Source organism: Paenibacillus sp. UMB4589-SE434, assembly GCF_030226685.1.
Lineage (GTDB): Bacteria > Bacillota > Bacilli > Paenibacillales > Paenibacillaceae > Paenibacillus_B.
In genome coordinates this window covers 569,721-587,849 of the sequence record NZ_JASOYK010000001.1, presented here as the reverse complement: position 1 = coordinate 587,849, position 18,129 = coordinate 569,721, and the positions used below count along the sequence as shown (strand labels likewise).

Here is an 18,129-nt window from a genome sequence, read left to right as displayed (position 1 = left end):
GCGGTTACATCATTCATATTAATTAAAATCATAGTTTGGGTTAGCTAGGATTGCATTTGTTAAGTCAACAAGGTCAATATCTACAACGTTGCCTGTAGAACCAAGAAAGGTTTTTAATTCATCAGTTAAATTGTTTTTATCCTGATTGTAGTTAAACCCCAACAAACCCAGATGCTTTAGTGTAAATTCACCACCAATAACCTCAATCTCTTTTTCGCCACAATTTTCTTCTGCTAATGTAGTTTCCGTTGTTCCATTATCTGCAATTTTCCCTCTTGTTGCATCAACTTTGCCTTTACCAAGACCAATTGCTTTAAAAGTGAAATTAACTAACGTACCATTTCCATTTATACCATGCTCTTTACCTAAACTTGCCGTAATCAGTCTAATCGTATCATCAGACACATTTCCCTTATGAAATAGACCCATGTGATCTGCTGCAGTTACACTTACCAGTTGGAAACGAGTTTTATCATATTGAACGTTAAAGTCCTCTGCGTAAATATTAGTTGCATTTTTTAATACTGCTTGTACAGTAAATGTCTCATTGAGAAAGACTTTATCTTTTGCAGATTCGATATCTAATGTGACCGCTGAAGCTTTAGGTGTAGCAGAAGCCTCATTAGATCGTTGTCCTTCTCCTTTGTGATTCAGGGCTGTAACCACATAGTAATAGGTTGTACCATTTACAACATTTTGATCACTGTATGTAGTTCCAGTCACACTAGTTGCAATCTTTTCGTACGGACCACCCGGCACTGTTGAGCGTTCAATATTAAACCCTACTGAAGAAGCTACTGAACCCCAATTCAAATCAACCACTTTTACTCCTGCATCTGCAGTAAGAATAGGAGCTTCTATTGTGCCATTGTAAATATTAAACTCTTTAATATCTACAGGATCTTTTAAATCATTAAATAAAATGACCTTATAAATCCCACTTGTTTGAGGAAATTCAATTAATCTACCATCTGCTTCATCCGCAGATATTTTATTCAAAGTTTTGTTATTTACAGTAATATATTTTCCACTTTTATCGTAAAATCCAAAATTAATAGATTTTGTGGCACTTACTCTAATTGCATTTACTGTTACTGGTTCCATGAAAGTTTTTACAATATGGTCTTTGTCACCACCCACATTTCGACCGGTCATAGAGATTACTGTAGATTCGTCATTATCAGTGGCTGCAGCTAAAGGTGCTCCTGCTACAGATTCTGATGAGCTTAGATAGACATGAACTCCATCTAAAACTCCTCCTTTGTAATCCACCGCAGCATATCCTTGTTGCGGTATCATGACAACAAAAACAAGTAGAAAAGCCAAACTTAATAGGTACTTCTTCATTTTGATAACCTCCAATAAATTATGTCCTTTACAAGAATATATTTAACCAAGTTAAATGTCTAAACATAAAAAAACTTTTTTTCATAAAATAGTTAATTATATGAACATAAGAATAAGCTTTCATAATAACAATCAAAGGGGAGTGAAAGCTTCTTTTCTAATGCTATTAGCCAACTTATTATTGAAGCGATAGAATGAAAATAAACACGCTAACTATTAAAAATGATTGCCATTTTAATTCAAGCATACAAATTATCTAATTGTTCCTGGCCTTGTTTCACTTAGTGTCTAGTAATCATGCAGATTTTTCACTGTACCTAATAGAAGGTCATTGGTACAGTGAAGCATCAAGTCCAAAATTTCTTCAAGCTAAAAGAAGGAATTTAAAATGAATCCTAGAATATGTAATATGTTTCTATTATATCCCTTTGGAGGTTATTACATGAAGAAAAAATTAACTGTATTATTACTAAGCGCTGCCCTATCATTATGTGCCGCTGTCCCTGCCAGCGCAAATCCTTATAATCAGGACTTTGAGCCTAGTAATAACAATTATATTACAGCTCCCCCTATCACTAATGTACACAACAGCACCTATGGTTATACTTATATTGGAAATCTCTCTGTAAGTGATACCATTGATATGTTTCAATTCGCAACAAATGGAAGTGGCGGTCAAACAGTCCTATTCACACCGCCTGATTCTAAACCATACTTATTATCTGTCTATAAACTATCAAATCTTAAACAGGGGATCATGACTCCTGAAGCTACTAAACTTTATCAGAGAAGTGAAGAACAAGCATTTAAATTTACACCCTCAAATGATCCTGGCAGTCCAATAGCAATGTATGTCTTATCAATTACTTTTTTAGGAGACACTAACCCCTTACAACAGTATAGCTTTGATCTATTTCAATCTTAGTTTATATAAATATTCCTAAGTTTTATATATTAATTAAAGTTAAAAGTTTTTTAATAAAATTGTTGTTTGTTAATTCATAGGCCATGATACTTGAACGACTCCCTACGCTGCAAACAAACGCCATTATGAAAAAGCACCTTTAGAAGCTGAAAAACCATCTCACTCTCCATAGAATGCTTTCCTGTGAAGTAGTGAATACCATTAAAGTAGTAAAAAGAGCCGAGGATTAATCCTGCGGCTCTTTTTACTACTTTATTATTTTTGCATGATAGAGAATAAATATGGACTGCTAGGCACCGTGTAAGGGATATCAGACTGAATTTTGAATATGTATCTTGTATTAGGCTTTGGAATAAAAGTTAATATTGTCATTTCACCATATTTTACCCATGTACCAGCAACGCTATTAGCATACAATATATTACCATTTACTATCCACATGCTTGTGGTTGATAGGATATTCAATTTTTATCCGACTCTGACAACTTCTACTTCTGATTGAACGCGTTCTGGATTATCCAGTCTTATGTTTAATGGAGTGTCATCACGCATTAATTCTACAATATTATGTCTAAGGTCATTAATTAAGTAATCTTTGATTGCTTTTCTTGGTCGTTCAAAAGCTCCTATTGAAGACATAAAAAACCACTCCGATCATGAAGTATTCATGTGTGCAGTATATGAATTAAAAGATTAAAGCTTGCTTCCGTGAATGTCGGCAACAAAGTTACTACGCTCATTGGTTTAAAAATAGTCTGTTATACCATTAGCATACCTCTATACTAAAACATAATCTGGTCCGAAGCATGTCTAATGATGAGAGTCCTGCTATTTGTTCCAAAATCTCATCAGGCAGATACTATTGAAAAAATCCATCCGTTATGGCGTTGCTGTTCTCTTTTGGGGTAACTCTATTGTTCCCTAAAGCATATTGAGCACTTTCCCTGCGAGTGTAGCTGTGCACACCATTTTCTTTGAATACCTTTTATTTCTTTGCCAGCCATGTCTTTGCTTCCAGAAATTGGTCCTGTTGAGCGTGACGTCACGCTTCTCAGCTATCTCTTGTAATTCATGCCTTGCATGAATCCCTACTCTGCTAACCTGTGTTTGTATATCATTTAAGCATCTCACCACTCCATACTTCGGTTATTATTGTTTCGTAAATAAAAAAACCGCTGTCAACAGCGGCATTATTTATGGTATTTAACTACTTTAAGGTGATAATTTGTTGGAGTCTCCTTTCTTCTTTTCCTTCAACAGATACTTCTTTGCATTTTAATTGTGAAGAATAACTACCATCAAGGAAAATAGCCTTAACTTTATCCCCGTACTTCTCCTTAATAGCATCTCTGAATACACTTGCTGTTATCTTGTTGTTTGTAACAATAAGATAAACCGTCTTCCCTTTAAACAACATTGCCGTTCTTTCTCTCTCTAATATTCTGCCTGCTAAACCTTGAGCATCAGCAATTGCTACCCAGTTTTTATCATCATCAAGACTCATTGAGATACCTCCTTGAGCCCAATAATTTTTTCTTTCACTTACCTTAATGTCTCCCATACCATGCACAAGTTGCAAAGAGAGTTCATTCTTTTTGCCATCCCACACTATCGTTCCTGCTTCTTTATTTTTTGATTTATTAATAGCGTTATATCCACCGCTGTTACTTTCCCATTGCCCTTTTCCTGTAACAGTTTTGTCGTTCATGACTGCAATATGAAGGGTTCCATCATTCCTCCCCATATTAAAAAAACCACCATTTATGCCGTAATACCCCGATTTTTCGAGCGTGCTTTTTTCATTGAGTAATTTGAACTGGATATTGCTAGGGTCTGTACTAATTACATGAAGCACTGTTTTATTATTCGCTGTTTGCTTAGCATAAGTATAGGAACTTGCAGCTTGCGTACTTGGAGCAAATAAAGCAACCATAATAAAAATCATGATCATAATTAAACTACTTTCTTTTACATGCTTTGTAATTAACATTAAAAATCCTCCCTTATCTTTCTTTATCCGCCAAAATTAAAGTAGTAGTCGATGAGAATATAGGTGGTGGATATAATATAAGTTTAGTCATCAGGTATGTTTTTAAATAGAGCATCCCCATGACCTTTTTGGGTAATTTGATTACTTTATAAGTTGTTCTACAGAACCTTATTACAAACAAAAAACACCAGTTATGGTGCTACTTAACTTTGAATTGGTTGATTAATGTAGTTAAATTTTTATCCTTTGAGACCAATGATGCATATATAGCCAAGAGTGTTAATCATTGTGTCTGTACACATACCCCTAAGTCTACCATCACTTTTTTACCCAATGCACATATATATCAATACTGCAGAATATATTCATTTTGAAAGCAACTTATTATTGGAGGCGAATATATGCTTAAAAAGTTATTAATCGTTATCAACAAAACCAATCAAAAGTATAGTTTTACGAACACAGAGTGTTCCAAAGATAGTATATTAATTCAAGCATATTCTTCCTCAACTCTACCTAGTGTTAATTTAACTTCTGGCCAACATGATGAAGGGTGTGATATTCCTGATTGTAGTGGACCAGAGTATTACGCTGAACATCACATGACCATTTCAGGCGATAATAATACATTTACATTCTGGTTTGATGATTATAAGCTTCAATATTATTATTCACAAACAGGGTCATATGGTGATGCTCAAGTGATCCCAGGCGATGCTACTCCTTCAGGGTTAACTAAAAAGGTGATATTCATTATGGAGGACAACACACTTCTGATCTCAGACATTGTGTAACTTACATAAGCAGCAGCGTCATTAGGAGTATCTAATTAGCTCTTAGAGGCGCTGTCTTTTTTAGTTCTTTTGCATTCTGTGTTATGACTGGTTGACCTCCATTCTACCTTCATGGATTCAAGTGATATTCCTCGTTTTATTCAAAAATCATACAAGTAATAGCTACATTTAATCGATTTCCTTCAAGATTCTATTTGAATCTGGTATACGAAAAGGTGAAGAAGATACATATGCTAGCCCCCCCTTGCTCATTTCATCCTTTTCGCGTAAATTTCTTACCTGCCCTTTGCAATTCAATTGATTGACCAAAGTTCATTGCCTCTCATCCTTTCTGGACATAATAAAAAGCACCGCGATGGGTGCTTTAAAATAAATTATTTGTACTGCAAAGAGTTTTTGTCTTCACTTAGCTTCGAAATCAATTGTATATTCGAAGGGCTTGGAATACATAGATTCTACGCCGATATAATAAACCTCATCTTTAGTTAATTGATACTCAAATCTTAGCTCGTTTCGAGAATTCAATTTTTTGCTTTTCAATACCGCTCCTGTTTTGGAATAGAGTAAAACCTCTAAATCCCCAGCAGGAACATCCTGCAATATGCCACAATCGATTGAAAAGGTTCCGGTTTTTGGGGCTTGAAACCTGAAATAATCGAAATCAGAATCACTAGACATCTCACCGTCAAGAATAACATAATCTACAATAGTAAAGTTAGTAGCTTTTGCGAAACTGAAATTAGGTTCAATTTCTTGAACTCGCTTAATATCATCTGCATAAGCTGATGAGGACATTCCAACTGCCATGGCAAGTGTTAAAATACCTGTTACGAACTTCTTTTTCATATAAAGCACACAAATACCTCCTAATATTTGGGATATAATCGTCCTGCAATCTCATTATTATACATAGTCAATTACTCAGCAATAGATTTGGGAGAAACAGTAATCAAAGCACCGAAGAAAGTCATCTTTCTACCATAAAACAAAACTAAACAGTACTTATAAGCGTTTTGAATTTTGGTTTTTAGGCAAAAGAAAAAAGCACCGGTTAGAGTGCTTAAACACACTTATGATCATCTGTTAATATTATTTCTCTCATGTCAATAATACTACTAGTTCATTCTCCAAAGTAGCTATACTAGTATCCTTATAGTCCTCGTGATTCTGGATATCTTCAATGCTTAAACCACTGTGTTGTTTGATTAAATGCAACAGACTTACATTGTATACTGGCGCAACCCTCATTCCATTCACCTCCCCTCGCCCACATTCCAGGTCCCCATCTATTCCCATCCATCTGCGGTATTCCACCAAGCCATTGCCTTTATTGCTTTCGCTTTATAAACATCTTGTTCGTATATCTTTACTATATAGGAGCCACTTTCTTTGTCCCCTCAATAGTGACTATCATTGAAATCATCCTTCTTAGCTTGATAGAATTATTTATTACAAGCGTATTTGACGTATCCACCTACAAATTAGTGCGAAAAAAATACTAAAAAATGAGTAGTTCTATCACTCATTTCTATTCGTCTTTAGCACAAGTGTCGGATAGTATAGCAGGGTAGAGAATAAAGATGGATAAACGAGGTGAAATATGGAATATTATTTTTAGCTATAGCTCCCCCACTTTAACGCTCAAACCTTTTTTGAAACCTCGTTATTTTGTAGCAAGGTACAATTATTTATAAAGGAGATCCTTGCCGATGAGTTATTTGTACGAATTTATCGACTATCAGGAGGACCTGCCAATCAGGCTGTTCGTCAACAGCGTTGCGTATGTACCTTTTCATTGGCATAAGGAAGTCGAGATTATCTATGTACTTCAGGGCGCGATTACAATGCACCTGGACCAGCAAAGTTACACACTGAATCAGGACGATATTATTGTCGTGAATAGCATGTCCGTTCATCAGATCGAGCACACAAATCAGGACAATGTTCTACTTACGCTTCAATTTAGTCCGGAACTGCTTGATGAGCATATGCTTGTGGCCTGCAATTCATTGTATCAGACACCCGAGAATCGGAATCATTATGATCGAATTCGCTGTTATCTGGCACAAATGGCTTGGGAAGCGAGTAAGAAAACACAAGGCAGCCGGAATTATTCAATGGGTCTATTGTATATGCTAGCGGGACATCTTATGCGTTTTTTTTCCAGGCGTATGACGGAAGAGAAGCGTAGGAATGTTAAGGATTATGATTATCAGCGTTTGAATCGCGTACTGCAATTTATTGACCGCCATTACAGCCAGAAAATCACGCTGCAATCCATTGCTGATCAAGAGCATTTAAGCCTACACTATTTCTCTCATTTCTTCAGCGACAAAATCGGCATTCCGTTTCAGAAATATTTGACTACGGTTCGGTTGGAGAAAGCTGTTGATGCTTTGATAAATACTAATCTCAGCATGACTCAGATTGCGCTGGATTGCGGTTTCGCAAACGTCAAGTTGTTTAATAAATATTTCAAAGAAAAATACGATACCACTCCCGGCGTTTTCCGTGAGTCGATAATGGAATCCAAGTCTGCAGATCCTACTCGCAAACCGCTTACTTATGAAGAATCGACTAGCGCCGATTATTATGAAGTCGATACGATCCAAGCGATGGAGTCGCTCTATCGATATTTGGAGACATCACAAGAATCATTTCTCACATCCTCTACGGAGAACGTCATTTACAATCAAATGGAAATATCCGTCAATTTAAAAACTGCAGGTATTCCTTATATGAAACATTGGAATTGGCTTACTACAGCAGGAAGAGCAGTTGAAGGATTACGTGCCGATTGGCAGTCACAGTTATTGGAATTGCAGCGTAATCTAAAGTTTTCGCATATACGATTTCATGGCATCTTTAATGATGAGATGATGGTGTATGCAGAGACGGAAGAAGGGGAACCCATTTTCAACTGGGCTTATGTCGATAAGCTGTACGATTTTTTACTGAAGGCCGACATCCGCCCGTTTGTTGCTCTAAGTTTCATGCCATCGGTACTTGCTCGTTCGAATGAAACGATCTTCTGGTGGAGAGGGCATATTGCACCACCCAAAGACCAGAATAAATGGAATGCACTTGTTCGTGAATTCGTATTTCACTGCTTGAACCGTTACGGCATGGAGGAAGTATCGACATGGTACTTCGAAGTATGGAATGAACCTGATCTATCCGGTGTATGTTGGGCAGGAACAAAGCAGGAATATTTTGAATTCTATGCTGAGACGGCATCCGCGATCAAATCGATTTCTTCCAAGTTCCGCGTAGGTGGACCTGCTATGGGCTACGGCTCTGTATGGAACGATAACTGGGCTGACGAATTCATTGCCTTTTGCAGTGAAAGACAGATTCCGATTGACTTTTTTTCATTCCATGTCTATTCGGAATACCCGAACCAGAAAAGTGAAAAAGATAAACTAACGACGCTCATGCCTCCTTCATTCTATTTGGATAGCGTGAAGCGTCTGAGATCAAAGCTTACAGGGACGGACATATCAGAACTTGAGCTTCACATGACAGAATGGAATTTCTCACTGTATGACCGCAATCTGATCCACGATACGATGTTTATGGGAGCGTTTGTCGTTCATCATGTGCTACAAACGCTGGGTACATTAAAATCCATTGCCTTCTGGTCATTTACGGATGTTTTTGAAGAAAGCTTAGTGCCTTCCTCCATTTTCTACGGCGGTTTTGGCCTCATCAACCGTAATGGCTTGAAGAAACCCAGTTATCATGCCTTTGAGCTGCTTACTAGACTGGGGGATTGTATTTTGGCCCAAGGTGACGGATATATCGTAACGAGTGCCAGAGATGGATGCTTGCAAATTCTGATGTATAATTACACCCATGTGGATCAACTTTTTGCAAGCGGTGATTGGTCAGGATTGACTGAAACAAGTCGGTATACTATTTTTGAAGAAAAAGGAAACTGTTCCTTTAAGCTTAATCTGGATGGACAGGAACATAAATATAAAATGACAAGCTACCGGCTGGATCGTGAACATGGATCTGTCTTCGATGAATGGATTTGCTTAGGCGCACCGACCTATCCAACAGAGGAGGAGCTGCAATTTTTGCGGAATAGAAGCGTTCCTGAAATCCATGTTGAATGGCTGGACGCGGTAGGACAGCTTGAGAGGACATTTATCATCCCCTCGCATGGTATCCTGCTAATAACTTTACAACCTCAATATTAATACGCATGAACCTAATAAAACGCCTTTTCAAGTGAAGAGGTGTTTTTTGCTGTATAAATGGGAAGTGTTTGTAGCAAGTTAATGAATTGATATCCAACATGACAAAAAACAAACCTGCATAAGGCAAGGAACAACAAGAAAGCGTTATCAATCCTTCTTATAATAGGAATGTAAGCGTTTAATATATGCTTAATCAAATAGGAGGAATCATCATGCAGCGTCTAATGAAGTGGATGGAAGAGAAATTTGCGCCACGTTTAGAAGCATTCACAAAAAATGTATGGGTGGATTCCATTCAGGAAGCGATTATGGTTACTTTACCGATGATCTTCATTGGTTCATTAATTACCTTAGTATCCATTCTGAATGATTTCATCCCAAGCTTGCCCGATTTATCACCCATCACGACGTTTAGCTTCGGGTTACTTGGAATTTTTATTGCTTTTCTAACCCCGTATACCGTTATGCAGAAAAAAGGCCATGACAAAATAAAGCTCATAGCAGGTGCAACTGGCTTATCTTTGTTCATGATGCTGCTCAAGCCCACCTTCCAAGACGATGGAACGGTGCAATTCGTTCTTGAACGATTTGGGCCTTCCGGAATGGTTACAGCTCTTTTGGTTGGAGTTTTTGTAGCGGTAATCATCAATGCTTTCAATCGTTTCTCTTTCTTTAAGAAAGACACGTCATTGCCTGAATTTATTAAAGATTGGTTTGACTTCCTTGTTCCAATTGCGATTGTTCTAGTCATCGGCTGGATTCTGACCTATCAATTGCAATTTGATATGTTCGCTCTTATTGTAGACATCTTCACCCCATTACAAAAGATTAGCCAGACCCTTGCAGGATTTGTCTTGTTCAACTTTATCGGAGTTCTTCTCTATTCCTTTGGTGTCAGCCCTTGGGTTATGACCCCTATCTTCTACTCGATCTGGATTCCGGCAATTGAACAGAATGCTTCCCTTGTCGCTCAAGGTTTGGATCCTATTAATATCAACACATTCGAGACGTTCTTCTCTGGTTGGGTTGGCGTTGGCGGACTTGGGGCAACTTTACCGCTGATTGTCTGGTTCTTGTTCTCTAAGTCGAAAAAACTGAAATCAATCGGGAAAGCAACGATTGTACCGTCACTGTTCAATATTAATGAACCCGTTATTTACGGGGCACCAGTCGCTTTTAACCCGATCCTGATGATCCCTATGTGGATCAACGGCATCATTACACCAATTATTGTCTACATCGTACTTGATCTTGGGCTTGTAGATATTCCTAGTAAAGTATTCCAGCTCTGGTATACGCCGATTGGAATCTCAACGTTTATCTTAACCGGATTTAAAGGCCTCTTGCTTCTGGCAGTGGTATTACTGCAGATGTTCATCGTCTGGCTCCCATTCGTCAAAGTATACGACAAGCAAGAGCTTAAAAAAGAACAGCTTGCTACTAAATAATTTATATGCGGCTTCAAAAAACGACCTTTTTAACTACCTCTATAAGGATAGGAGAGAGTACTATGAAACCAACGAAAGAATTGCTCGCAGCTATGACTTTGGAAGAAAAGGTGGCAATATGCGCCGGACTAAATATGTGGATGACCCAAGGCTTCGAACATCATGGGATTCCAGCACTCCAAATGTATGATGGGACAAACGGAATTCGTAAAACGAACAGCAACGAAGAAATGGGTATTACAGGGGAGAATATCCCTGCAACCTGCTATCCTACAGGATCTGCGATCGGCTCGTCTTGGAACACAGAACTGCTGCATGAACTCGGTGTTGCTCTAGGGATTGAAGGGCGCGAGATGGAAGTTGACCTGCTCTTAGGGCCAGGGATCAATATGAAGCGTACCCCGCTTGGCGGCCGCAACTTTGAATATTATTCAGAGGACCCGTGCCTGTCGGGCGAGCTTGGAGCCGCATTTATCAATGGCTTGCAAAGCCAAGGCGTCGGCGGATCCGTGAAGCACTTTGCTTGTAACAATCAGGAGTTCGAGAAGATGGTAACAAGCTCTGAAGTCGATGAACGTACATTGCGTGAAATTTATCTGAGTGCCTTCGAGCGTATTGTGAGAAAAGCGAACCCCTGGACCATCATGTGCTCCTACAACTTGCTTAACGGTTCCTATACAAGTGAGAACGAGCATTTGTTGAACGATATTTTGCGCGAGGAATGGGGCTATGACGGGGTTGTGATCTCTGACTGGACCGCCGTCAATGATCGGGTTCGCGGCTTGGGTGCAGGTCTGGATCTTGAAATGCCGGGCCCTGCTTACTACAACACGAAAGCGATTGTTAAGGCGGTTGAGGAAGGCAAGCTGGATGAAGCGGTCGTTGATAAATCAGCTGGTCGTATTCTGGAACTTGTACGCAGGGTTAAGGAAGCTAATATAGAATCAGCTCCATCGAACATTGATTATCATGAACTGGCGCGCCGGGCTGCGGCCGAGAGTATCGTCTTGTTGAAGAACGATAATCGTATTCTTCCGCTTGATTCTGAGAAGATTTCTAAAATAGCTGTAATCGGGAAGTTCGCGAAGCAACCGAGAATTCAGGGAGCTGGCAGTGCGAAAGTTACGCCAACTCGTGTAGATATTCCATGGGATGAAATGAAGAATATAGTCGGTGATAAGGTGGAAATGGTCTATGCCGATGGCTATCCGAAGGATGACCATCTCGATGAGCAAATGATCGTGGAGAGCGTAGCGCTTGCGGCGTCTGCAGATGTGGCAGTGCTGTTCGTCGGTCAACCGGAGTACGTTGAATCGGAAATGCATGATTTGGAGACGATCGAGCTACCTCTGCATCAGCAGAAGCTGATCAAGGCGGTGACAGAGGTTCAACCGCACTGCATCGTTGTAAGCAGCAGCGGATCTGCGCTTGCTATGCATTCCTGGATTCAATATGTACCAGGTGCGCTTCATTCCTGGCTTACGGGACAAGGTAGCGGCCGAGCGATTGCTGAAATTCTGTTCGGGCAAGTCAACCCTTCCGGTAAATTGTCGGAGACCTTCCCTGTCAAGCTGTCTGATAACCCGTCGCATATGCGAATTCACGGTGAGAACGGCAAGCTCTACTATCGTGAAGGACTCTTCATCGGTTATCGTTACTATGACCGTAAGGAGATGGTGCCACAATTTCCGTTTGGACATGGAATGTCATATACGACATTTGCTTATTCCGACCTGAAGTCTGTCCAGCAAGAAGGAAATGTGCATGTAACCTTTACTGTAGAGAATACGGGAACGATGTCTGGCAAAGAGGTTGTCCAGCTCTATGTCCACGATGAAGAATGTAAATGGAACCGTCCAGAGAAGGAGCTTAAAGCATTTGCGAAAATTGCCCTTGCACCAGGCGAGAAGCAGCAGGTTCGTTTTGTGCTGGAAGAGCGCGATTTCGCTTACTACAACACTAAATATAACAAATGGGTTGCTGAGACTGGATACTTCCAAATTGCGATCGGCAGTTCTTCTCGAGACATTCGCCTGCGTGAACGCGTCTTTTGCAACTTCGGTGAGGAGCCTGTCTCCTACCACAAGTTCAGCTTGGTCAACGACTGGATTAGCACTCCGAAGGCAAAGGCAATCTTCGAGAGCTATCTTGCTGAAATGAACAAGCATGTTAACGAGCAAGTAATCCTTGACGATGTATTTGTCGGCTTCTGGGGCGATTTCCCGACCATTAAAATCTTCCAGATGTTTGGCCAAACCTGGTTGGTAGATCGTTCGCCAGATGATGTAATCGCAGAGATGATTGCAGTTTTCGAACGGAATTAAGTAAGAAGAAGCCACTCCGGAGCTTTGATTCTGAAACAGATCTCATCATGTAACATTCATTAGGAACACCTTCAAGAGAATGCCCATATCATTTAGAGATATGTGGACAACTCCTGAAGGTGTTTTGCGTTGAGGACAGACTTTTTTAACAAATGGAGTGCATTTGTCTGCTTATCACAGAGAATAATGGTGGTATACGCCCGCTACTAAAATATATATCCTTACCCTCGGAGCTATTGGGGCTGTAGGACTAATTCAGCTAGAAGCTAAGTAAAGGAGAAAAAGAGATTACTTACAGAAAAATCGATTGTAAACACACAGACGAAAACGTTCATTCCTAGTGGAACGGAGCTTTTTCACTCCTTTATTGATGGACTAAAACATTGTATGTGTGAGTGGAGATAAGTGAATGGACGTTTTTGATATTTTCAAATATACAGTTGCTTTATTCCCAAATAGTGTTTGAATGGCCCAATTATGGTATATAACAATATAGGGTGTCAAAATTTCTCCATAAAGGGGCTGGTGAATAATGTCAATCCATTTAACAGATCAAAAAATCGTTCCGCATCTTTGGTACGACAAGGAGGCTAAAGAAGCAGCAGAGTTTTACGCTTCCTTGTTCCCAGACTCAAAAATTACGAATGTAACCACATTACATAACACACCATCTGGTGATAGCCAAATAGTATCTTTCGAATTATGTGGTCAGAAGTTCATGGCGATCAGCGCAGGTCCCTATTTTAAAATTAATCCGACAGTGTCTTTCACGGTTCATTTTGACCCATCTAGAGACAAAGATGCGTTAGAGAAAATTAATGAGGTGTGGAATAAATTATCCGATGGTGGCACAGAGTTAATGGCGCTCGATAAGTATCCGTTTAGTGAGAGATATGGCTGGATTCAAGACAAGTATGGTTTGACGTGACAGTTAATTATTACCATACCAAATAGAGAAGTACGCCCTATGATAATACCGTCGATATTGTTTGTCGGTGAGGTATGCGGTAAAACGCAAGAGGCGATTCATTTTTACTTGTCAGTATTTAAGAACTCCAAGCAGGGACTTACTGCTCGCTATCCAAAAGGCATGGAGCCCGACAAAGAAGGAACGATCATGTTCGCTGATTTCATGCTTGAAAATCAGTGGTTTGCCGCAATGGACAGCGCGCATGAGCATAGATTTAGTTTCAACGAGGCCATATCATTCATGGTGTATTGCGACACACAAGATGAAATTGACTACTATTGGGAAAATCTCTCTGCGGTTCCTGAAGCCGAGCAATGTGGCTGGCTAAAAGATAAGTATGGCATGTCCTGGCAAATCGTGCCGAGGGAAATGGACGAGATAATGAGCAAGGGTTCACCGGAGCAAATTGCTTCCGTAACAAAAGCATTTCTTAAAATGAAGAAATTTGATCTTGAGGAATTACAAAGAGCATACAGAAGATAATGTTGTTATACTTCAGAATTTCTTCTGATGTATGTCCATCATTCAGAGTTGCTTTATTATCATGAAGAAACAGCTCTTTTCACTTTATTCAATTGTGGCATATCTGCAAAGAACATTAGTTCCATCTTTTGTTTCTTAAGTTAAACTATATCATCCGTTATTTTAATGCACCGATATTCATTTTGTTTGCATGCACCATCTATTACGGGATAGTAACCTAGAACCTATATAGAGTTAAGAGGCACACCAGTTGTGGTGTGCCTCTAATATTTGCTATGATTTATCGTTATTCATTCTCCATCGTACTAATATCGCTCACAAAACGATATCGGACATCTGAAACTAATACGCGCTTCCATGCTTTCTACCCCTCTTTTATTACCTGTTCGCCGTCCTGTCCCCATCCATTCAAGGTCATATTCGTGATCCCAATTCATTTCTCCGAGTAGATTTATGTCTTTGTCCAATAAAGTAATTTCATTCTCTAAAGTTGTTCGCTCATTTGTAATGATGTTATCATAGTAGCGATCTAGTAATGTTTAATGACTTCATTAATATTAGGTTTTTTTCAATATATTTTTAATTTATGGAGGATATTGTGAATTAATAGAGAATTATTTACATGTACCTTGTTCTAAGGTGAACAGGGAACTATTAGCGAAAAGAATTAGAAAATATTGGAGGTGCCTATGAAGAATTTAAAAATTATTGGCCTCACATTGCTCATCTTATTGATGACAACAACTGCTGTATTTGCTGCTAACTCTTCCGTTTCAGTTTATGTGCCGGGCAATACTTACTTCGCAAAAGCAACCGAGGCTATTACCGGTCAAAATCAATATGGAAAAGCAACAATCAATGCAAGTGGTGCATTTTCTGGTTTTATTCATGAATATTGCAGCAAAGCCTCTGACACAGACACTGTTTACAATTATAACATGCCTGACGGAGGAACTAAGAATATAGATTACTACATGAACTCTAGTTGTTCGTATAGACTCTATGTTAAGACTGATGGAGCTTTCCCCGCAGTAGGCAAACTACAAAACTATCAATAATGAGCGCTAAAAGTGTCATCCTATAATGGTTGGCACTTTTTTCTATGCACTTTTAGTTGATCCGGCTGTTCAAGCATGATTCCCCTTATTCTTCCTTATCATCAATTGCAGTAGGATCAACACTATGTATCTAGCTGATATCTGTTTGGCTGCAAATGAGGTATCGCCTATACTGGCTATGTGTATTTGTGCAAAGTGTGCACTCATTCATTTTCAAACTGAATCGGTGCATAATTGCTCAAATAGAATCCGCCACTCCTTCTGTAGGTAATGACTTGTTCATTATCTCTTTGAGACACATTAGATTGAAATCATCTGAAAACAGCCGCTGAATACTCAGCGGCTGTTTAGCTATTTTGTATAAAATGCACTAGAAGGAATTACTTCTCCCGCATGCAACTCACTTCCCCATTTCAACTTGATTTTTCCTTGATCAGTTCCGTTGACATATTCTAGTTTGAAGTCGTATTTTTGATCAGCTTCTAATCTAATAGTGCCAAACTTTTCTGTGGGCCCAGCATCCAAATTCCAGTTATCAATAATCAACTCATCATTTATCCATAATCTTACTCCGTCATCCGATTGAGTAGAGAACCAAAACTCATCCGAAAATGATGGCTTAATCTTCCCTGTCCATCTAATAGAGTATGTTTGTGGTTCAATTAGCTCATCGGGAGAACCAAGACCCCAATCAAAGTCAATATTAGCATCATTTCTATCGAATTTTTTATCAGTGAAATCCTCATTGTTATAATATTCACCAATTAGTCCATTTTCTATGTTTGGTAAATCAGATAACTTACCTCCGATTGCTACGAGAGGTCCATACCAATCTTGAACGTATATCGTGCCATCTGAACCTAGAGCCATAGCTGAAAAATAGGCTGTCTTAACTGGGTATGACCATTTTTTTGTTCCGTCATGATTTAATGCAATCAACTCATCGCCATTAGCAAAATATACGATGTTGTTTTTATCAATGATAGGTGATTGTTTTATCTCAGAGGATGTATATACCCATTGCAAAGTACCCTCTTTGTTAAGCGCATATAAATTGTTATATCCATTGCTGGCATAAATTGTACCATCACGTCCTACAACAGGTTCGAATGAGCGTCCAAAACTGCTGCCTTTAATTGGTGTCTTATAGCTCCACTTCAATGTGCCATCAGGATTGATCGCAAAAATCACACCACTATTATCAACAGTATAAACAGTACCGTCAGAACCTATAGTTGGTGCAGTGGTAGATGAACCATAAGGAATTTGATATTTCCATTTATTAACTCCATCTACAGAATTATAAGCATACAGGAAGGTTGAATTATTGACACCCGCTTTAAAATATAATGTTCCGTCCTTTGATAAAGAAATGTCACCATTCGCTCCACTTGGTATAGATACTTTCCACTTATTACTTCCATCAGAATTATATGCGTTCAGACGACTGACCGGTCCAAATGAAAGTGCATAAATAAATCCATTTTCATCAATTACTGGTTCACTGCTAATGGTAGTTTCAACTGGTTTCGTTAATATCGTTCGCTCTCCTGTATCCGCATCAAACTCAAACAGAGAACCCTTTACTGAAATGAGTAAGTTCCCCTGCTCATTTATAACTGGAGATGAATATAATAAATCATCATTTGTTTTAAAAGTCCATTTTTCTCTGCCATCTTGACTGATAGCTGTCAATTGATATTTAACTGATGCATTTACTACATAACTAGTAACAAATACGGTACCATTTCTATCAATAACTAAAGCTGAATGATTAGTACCTGGCATATCATACTTCCACTTTAATGAAATATCCTTACTTACGCCTTCATATCTTGAATTCATGTCCCAATTTAATCCTATTGGCTGTTCTGCTTCTTTATCATACTTACCTTGCTGATAACCTTCTCCTTGAGTAAATAGATCTAACGGTGCTGCACTTGACGATGGATTGAATAATGATAAAGAAACGACAATAACTGACAATATAGCAACTAACTTTTTCATGTTACCCCTCCTAGTATATGCTATGTATCGGCTTCATTCGCGATAAATGTTAATTCGTAGGATTTATTAAAACGACATGGAGCGATATTGATTTAAAAACTCCTCTATTATAATTGATGAAACTTTGGATTTCCAAGCAACAAAAGATGATGAGTTTTTTGGAGACACTAAAACAATTATCTCAGTTCGAACTATTAATCATAGTCCATTAATACACTTTTTCTTTTCTTGCTTTTTGTCTTGTGAGTTCTTTTGGAAGTGGTCGAGCGCCTATGACAAACATACGTCCCTTAGATCCTTTTTCGGTACTCTTACCCAACTCGTCTATCATCATTCTAGCTAACCTTTGATCCATGATCGCACCTCCCCCACGGTATAATCAACACTGCCTGAGAAAAAAATGCTATAGCCAATACAGATAATCCTATGATTAGGTTCATTGATACCAATGATACCGATAATCGTCGTACTTTCATCACGATCTTTAACGAACATAATCTGCTGCGTCCTTAGTATCAGTGCATACTGAATCATGATCTGATCCCAATGCATGTTCAACGGTGAGCTTCTGCTATTTG

The 18,129-nt window shown here is 38.8% G+C and carries 13 protein-coding genes and 1 pseudogene; 7 read left to right on the top strand and 7 right to left on the bottom strand.

The genetic code is table 11. The features are described 5' to 3' along the window. Positions 1-18: 18 nt before the first annotated feature. The gene (locus QP775_RS02770; protein WP_285103406.1) at positions 19-1,347 is read right to left on the bottom strand and encodes a cohesin domain-containing protein; all 1,329 of its coding nucleotides are present in this window, start codon (positions 1,345-1,347) and stop codon (positions 19-21) included. A 442-nt stretch (positions 1,348-1,789) separates the two neighbouring features. Here QP775_RS02770 and QP775_RS02765 point away from each other — a divergent pair, with 442 nt between their 5' ends. Further along, positions 1,790-2,272: a hypothetical protein gene (locus tag QP775_RS02765; RefSeq protein ID WP_285103404.1), complete on the top strand. Its 483-nt coding sequence runs from the start codon at positions 1,790-1,792 to the stop codon at positions 2,270-2,272. A 468-nt stretch (positions 2,273-2,740) separates the two neighbouring features. Here QP775_RS02765 and QP775_RS02760 read toward each other — a convergent pair whose 3' ends face one another. Together QP775_RS02760 and QP775_RS02755 are read right to left on the bottom strand one after the other, a co-directional pair. Then, positions 2,741-2,911 (bottom strand): hypothetical protein, encoded by a 171-nt coding sequence (locus QP775_RS02760; protein WP_285103402.1) that lies wholly within the window; start codon positions 2,909-2,911, stop codon positions 2,741-2,743. Between the two features lie 568 nt (positions 2,912-3,479). Beyond that, positions 3,480-4,262, bottom strand: coding sequence for a hypothetical protein (locus QP775_RS02755; RefSeq protein WP_285103400.1), 783 nt, complete (start codon positions 4,260-4,262; stop codon positions 3,480-3,482). 401 nt (positions 4,263-4,663) lie between these two features. On the opposite strand from QP775_RS02755, the gene QP775_RS02750 reads away from it, so the two are divergent. After that, positions 4,664-5,056, top strand: coding sequence for a hypothetical protein (locus tag QP775_RS02750; protein ID WP_285103397.1), 393 nt, complete (start codon positions 4,664-4,666; stop codon positions 5,054-5,056). 402 nt (positions 5,057-5,458) lie between these two features. Here QP775_RS02750 and QP775_RS02745 read toward each other — a convergent pair whose 3' ends face one another. After that, a complete protein-coding gene (locus QP775_RS02745; protein ID WP_239327589.1) occupies positions 5,459-5,911 on the bottom strand; it encodes a hypothetical protein in 453 nt (150 codons plus the stop codon). Positions 5,912-6,765: 854 nt separating this feature from the next. On the opposite strand from QP775_RS02745, the gene QP775_RS02740 reads away from it, so the two are divergent. The 5 genes and pseudogenes from QP775_RS02740 (at position 6,766) to QP775_RS02720 (ending at position 15,544) form a co-directional block, all read left to right on the top strand. Beyond that, positions 6,766-9,261: a GH39 family glycosyl hydrolase gene (locus tag QP775_RS02740; RefSeq protein WP_285103394.1), complete on the top strand. Its 2,496-nt coding sequence runs from the start codon at positions 6,766-6,768 to the stop codon at positions 9,259-9,261. A gap of 212 nt (positions 9,262-9,473) precedes the next feature. Further along, positions 9,474-10,709 (top strand): PTS sugar transporter subunit IIC, encoded by a 1,236-nt coding sequence (locus QP775_RS02735; RefSeq protein WP_285103392.1) that lies wholly within the window; start codon positions 9,474-9,476, stop codon positions 10,707-10,709. Positions 10,710-10,771: 62 nt separating this feature from the next. After that, positions 10,772-13,033: a beta-glucosidase family protein gene (locus QP775_RS02730; protein WP_285103390.1), complete on the top strand. Its 2,262-nt coding sequence runs from the start codon at positions 10,772-10,774 to the stop codon at positions 13,031-13,033. Positions 13,034-13,565: 532 nt separating this feature from the next. Next, positions 13,566-14,486: pseudogene (locus tag QP775_RS02725) on the top strand (VOC family protein). Positions 14,487-15,175: 689 nt separating this feature from the next. Continuing rightward, on the top strand, positions 15,176-15,544 hold the full coding sequence (locus QP775_RS02720; protein WP_285103388.1) for a hypothetical protein: 369 nt from the start codon (positions 15,176-15,178) through the stop codon (positions 15,542-15,544). 351 nt (positions 15,545-15,895) lie between these two features. Here the strand turns inward: QP775_RS02720 and QP775_RS02715 are convergent, their stop codons facing one another. From QP775_RS02715 to QP775_RS02705, 3 genes are all read right to left on the bottom strand, one after another. Then, the gene (locus QP775_RS02715) at positions 15,896-17,551 is read right to left on the bottom strand and encodes a PA14 domain-containing protein (protein ID WP_285103386.1); all 1,656 of its coding nucleotides are present in this window, start codon (positions 17,549-17,551) and stop codon (positions 15,896-15,898) included. Positions 17,552-17,759: 208 nt separating this feature from the next. Next, positions 17,760-17,906 (bottom strand): hypothetical protein, encoded by a 147-nt coding sequence (locus QP775_RS02710; RefSeq protein ID WP_285103384.1) that lies wholly within the window; start codon positions 17,904-17,906, stop codon positions 17,760-17,762. Next, the gene (locus QP775_RS02705) at positions 17,891-18,109 is read right to left on the bottom strand and encodes a hypothetical protein (RefSeq protein ID WP_285103382.1); all 219 of its coding nucleotides are present in this window, start codon (positions 18,107-18,109) and stop codon (positions 17,891-17,893) included. Before QP775_RS02705 ends, QP775_RS02710 begins: the two co-directional genes overlap by 16 nt. Positions 18,110-18,129 lie beyond the last annotated feature (20 nt).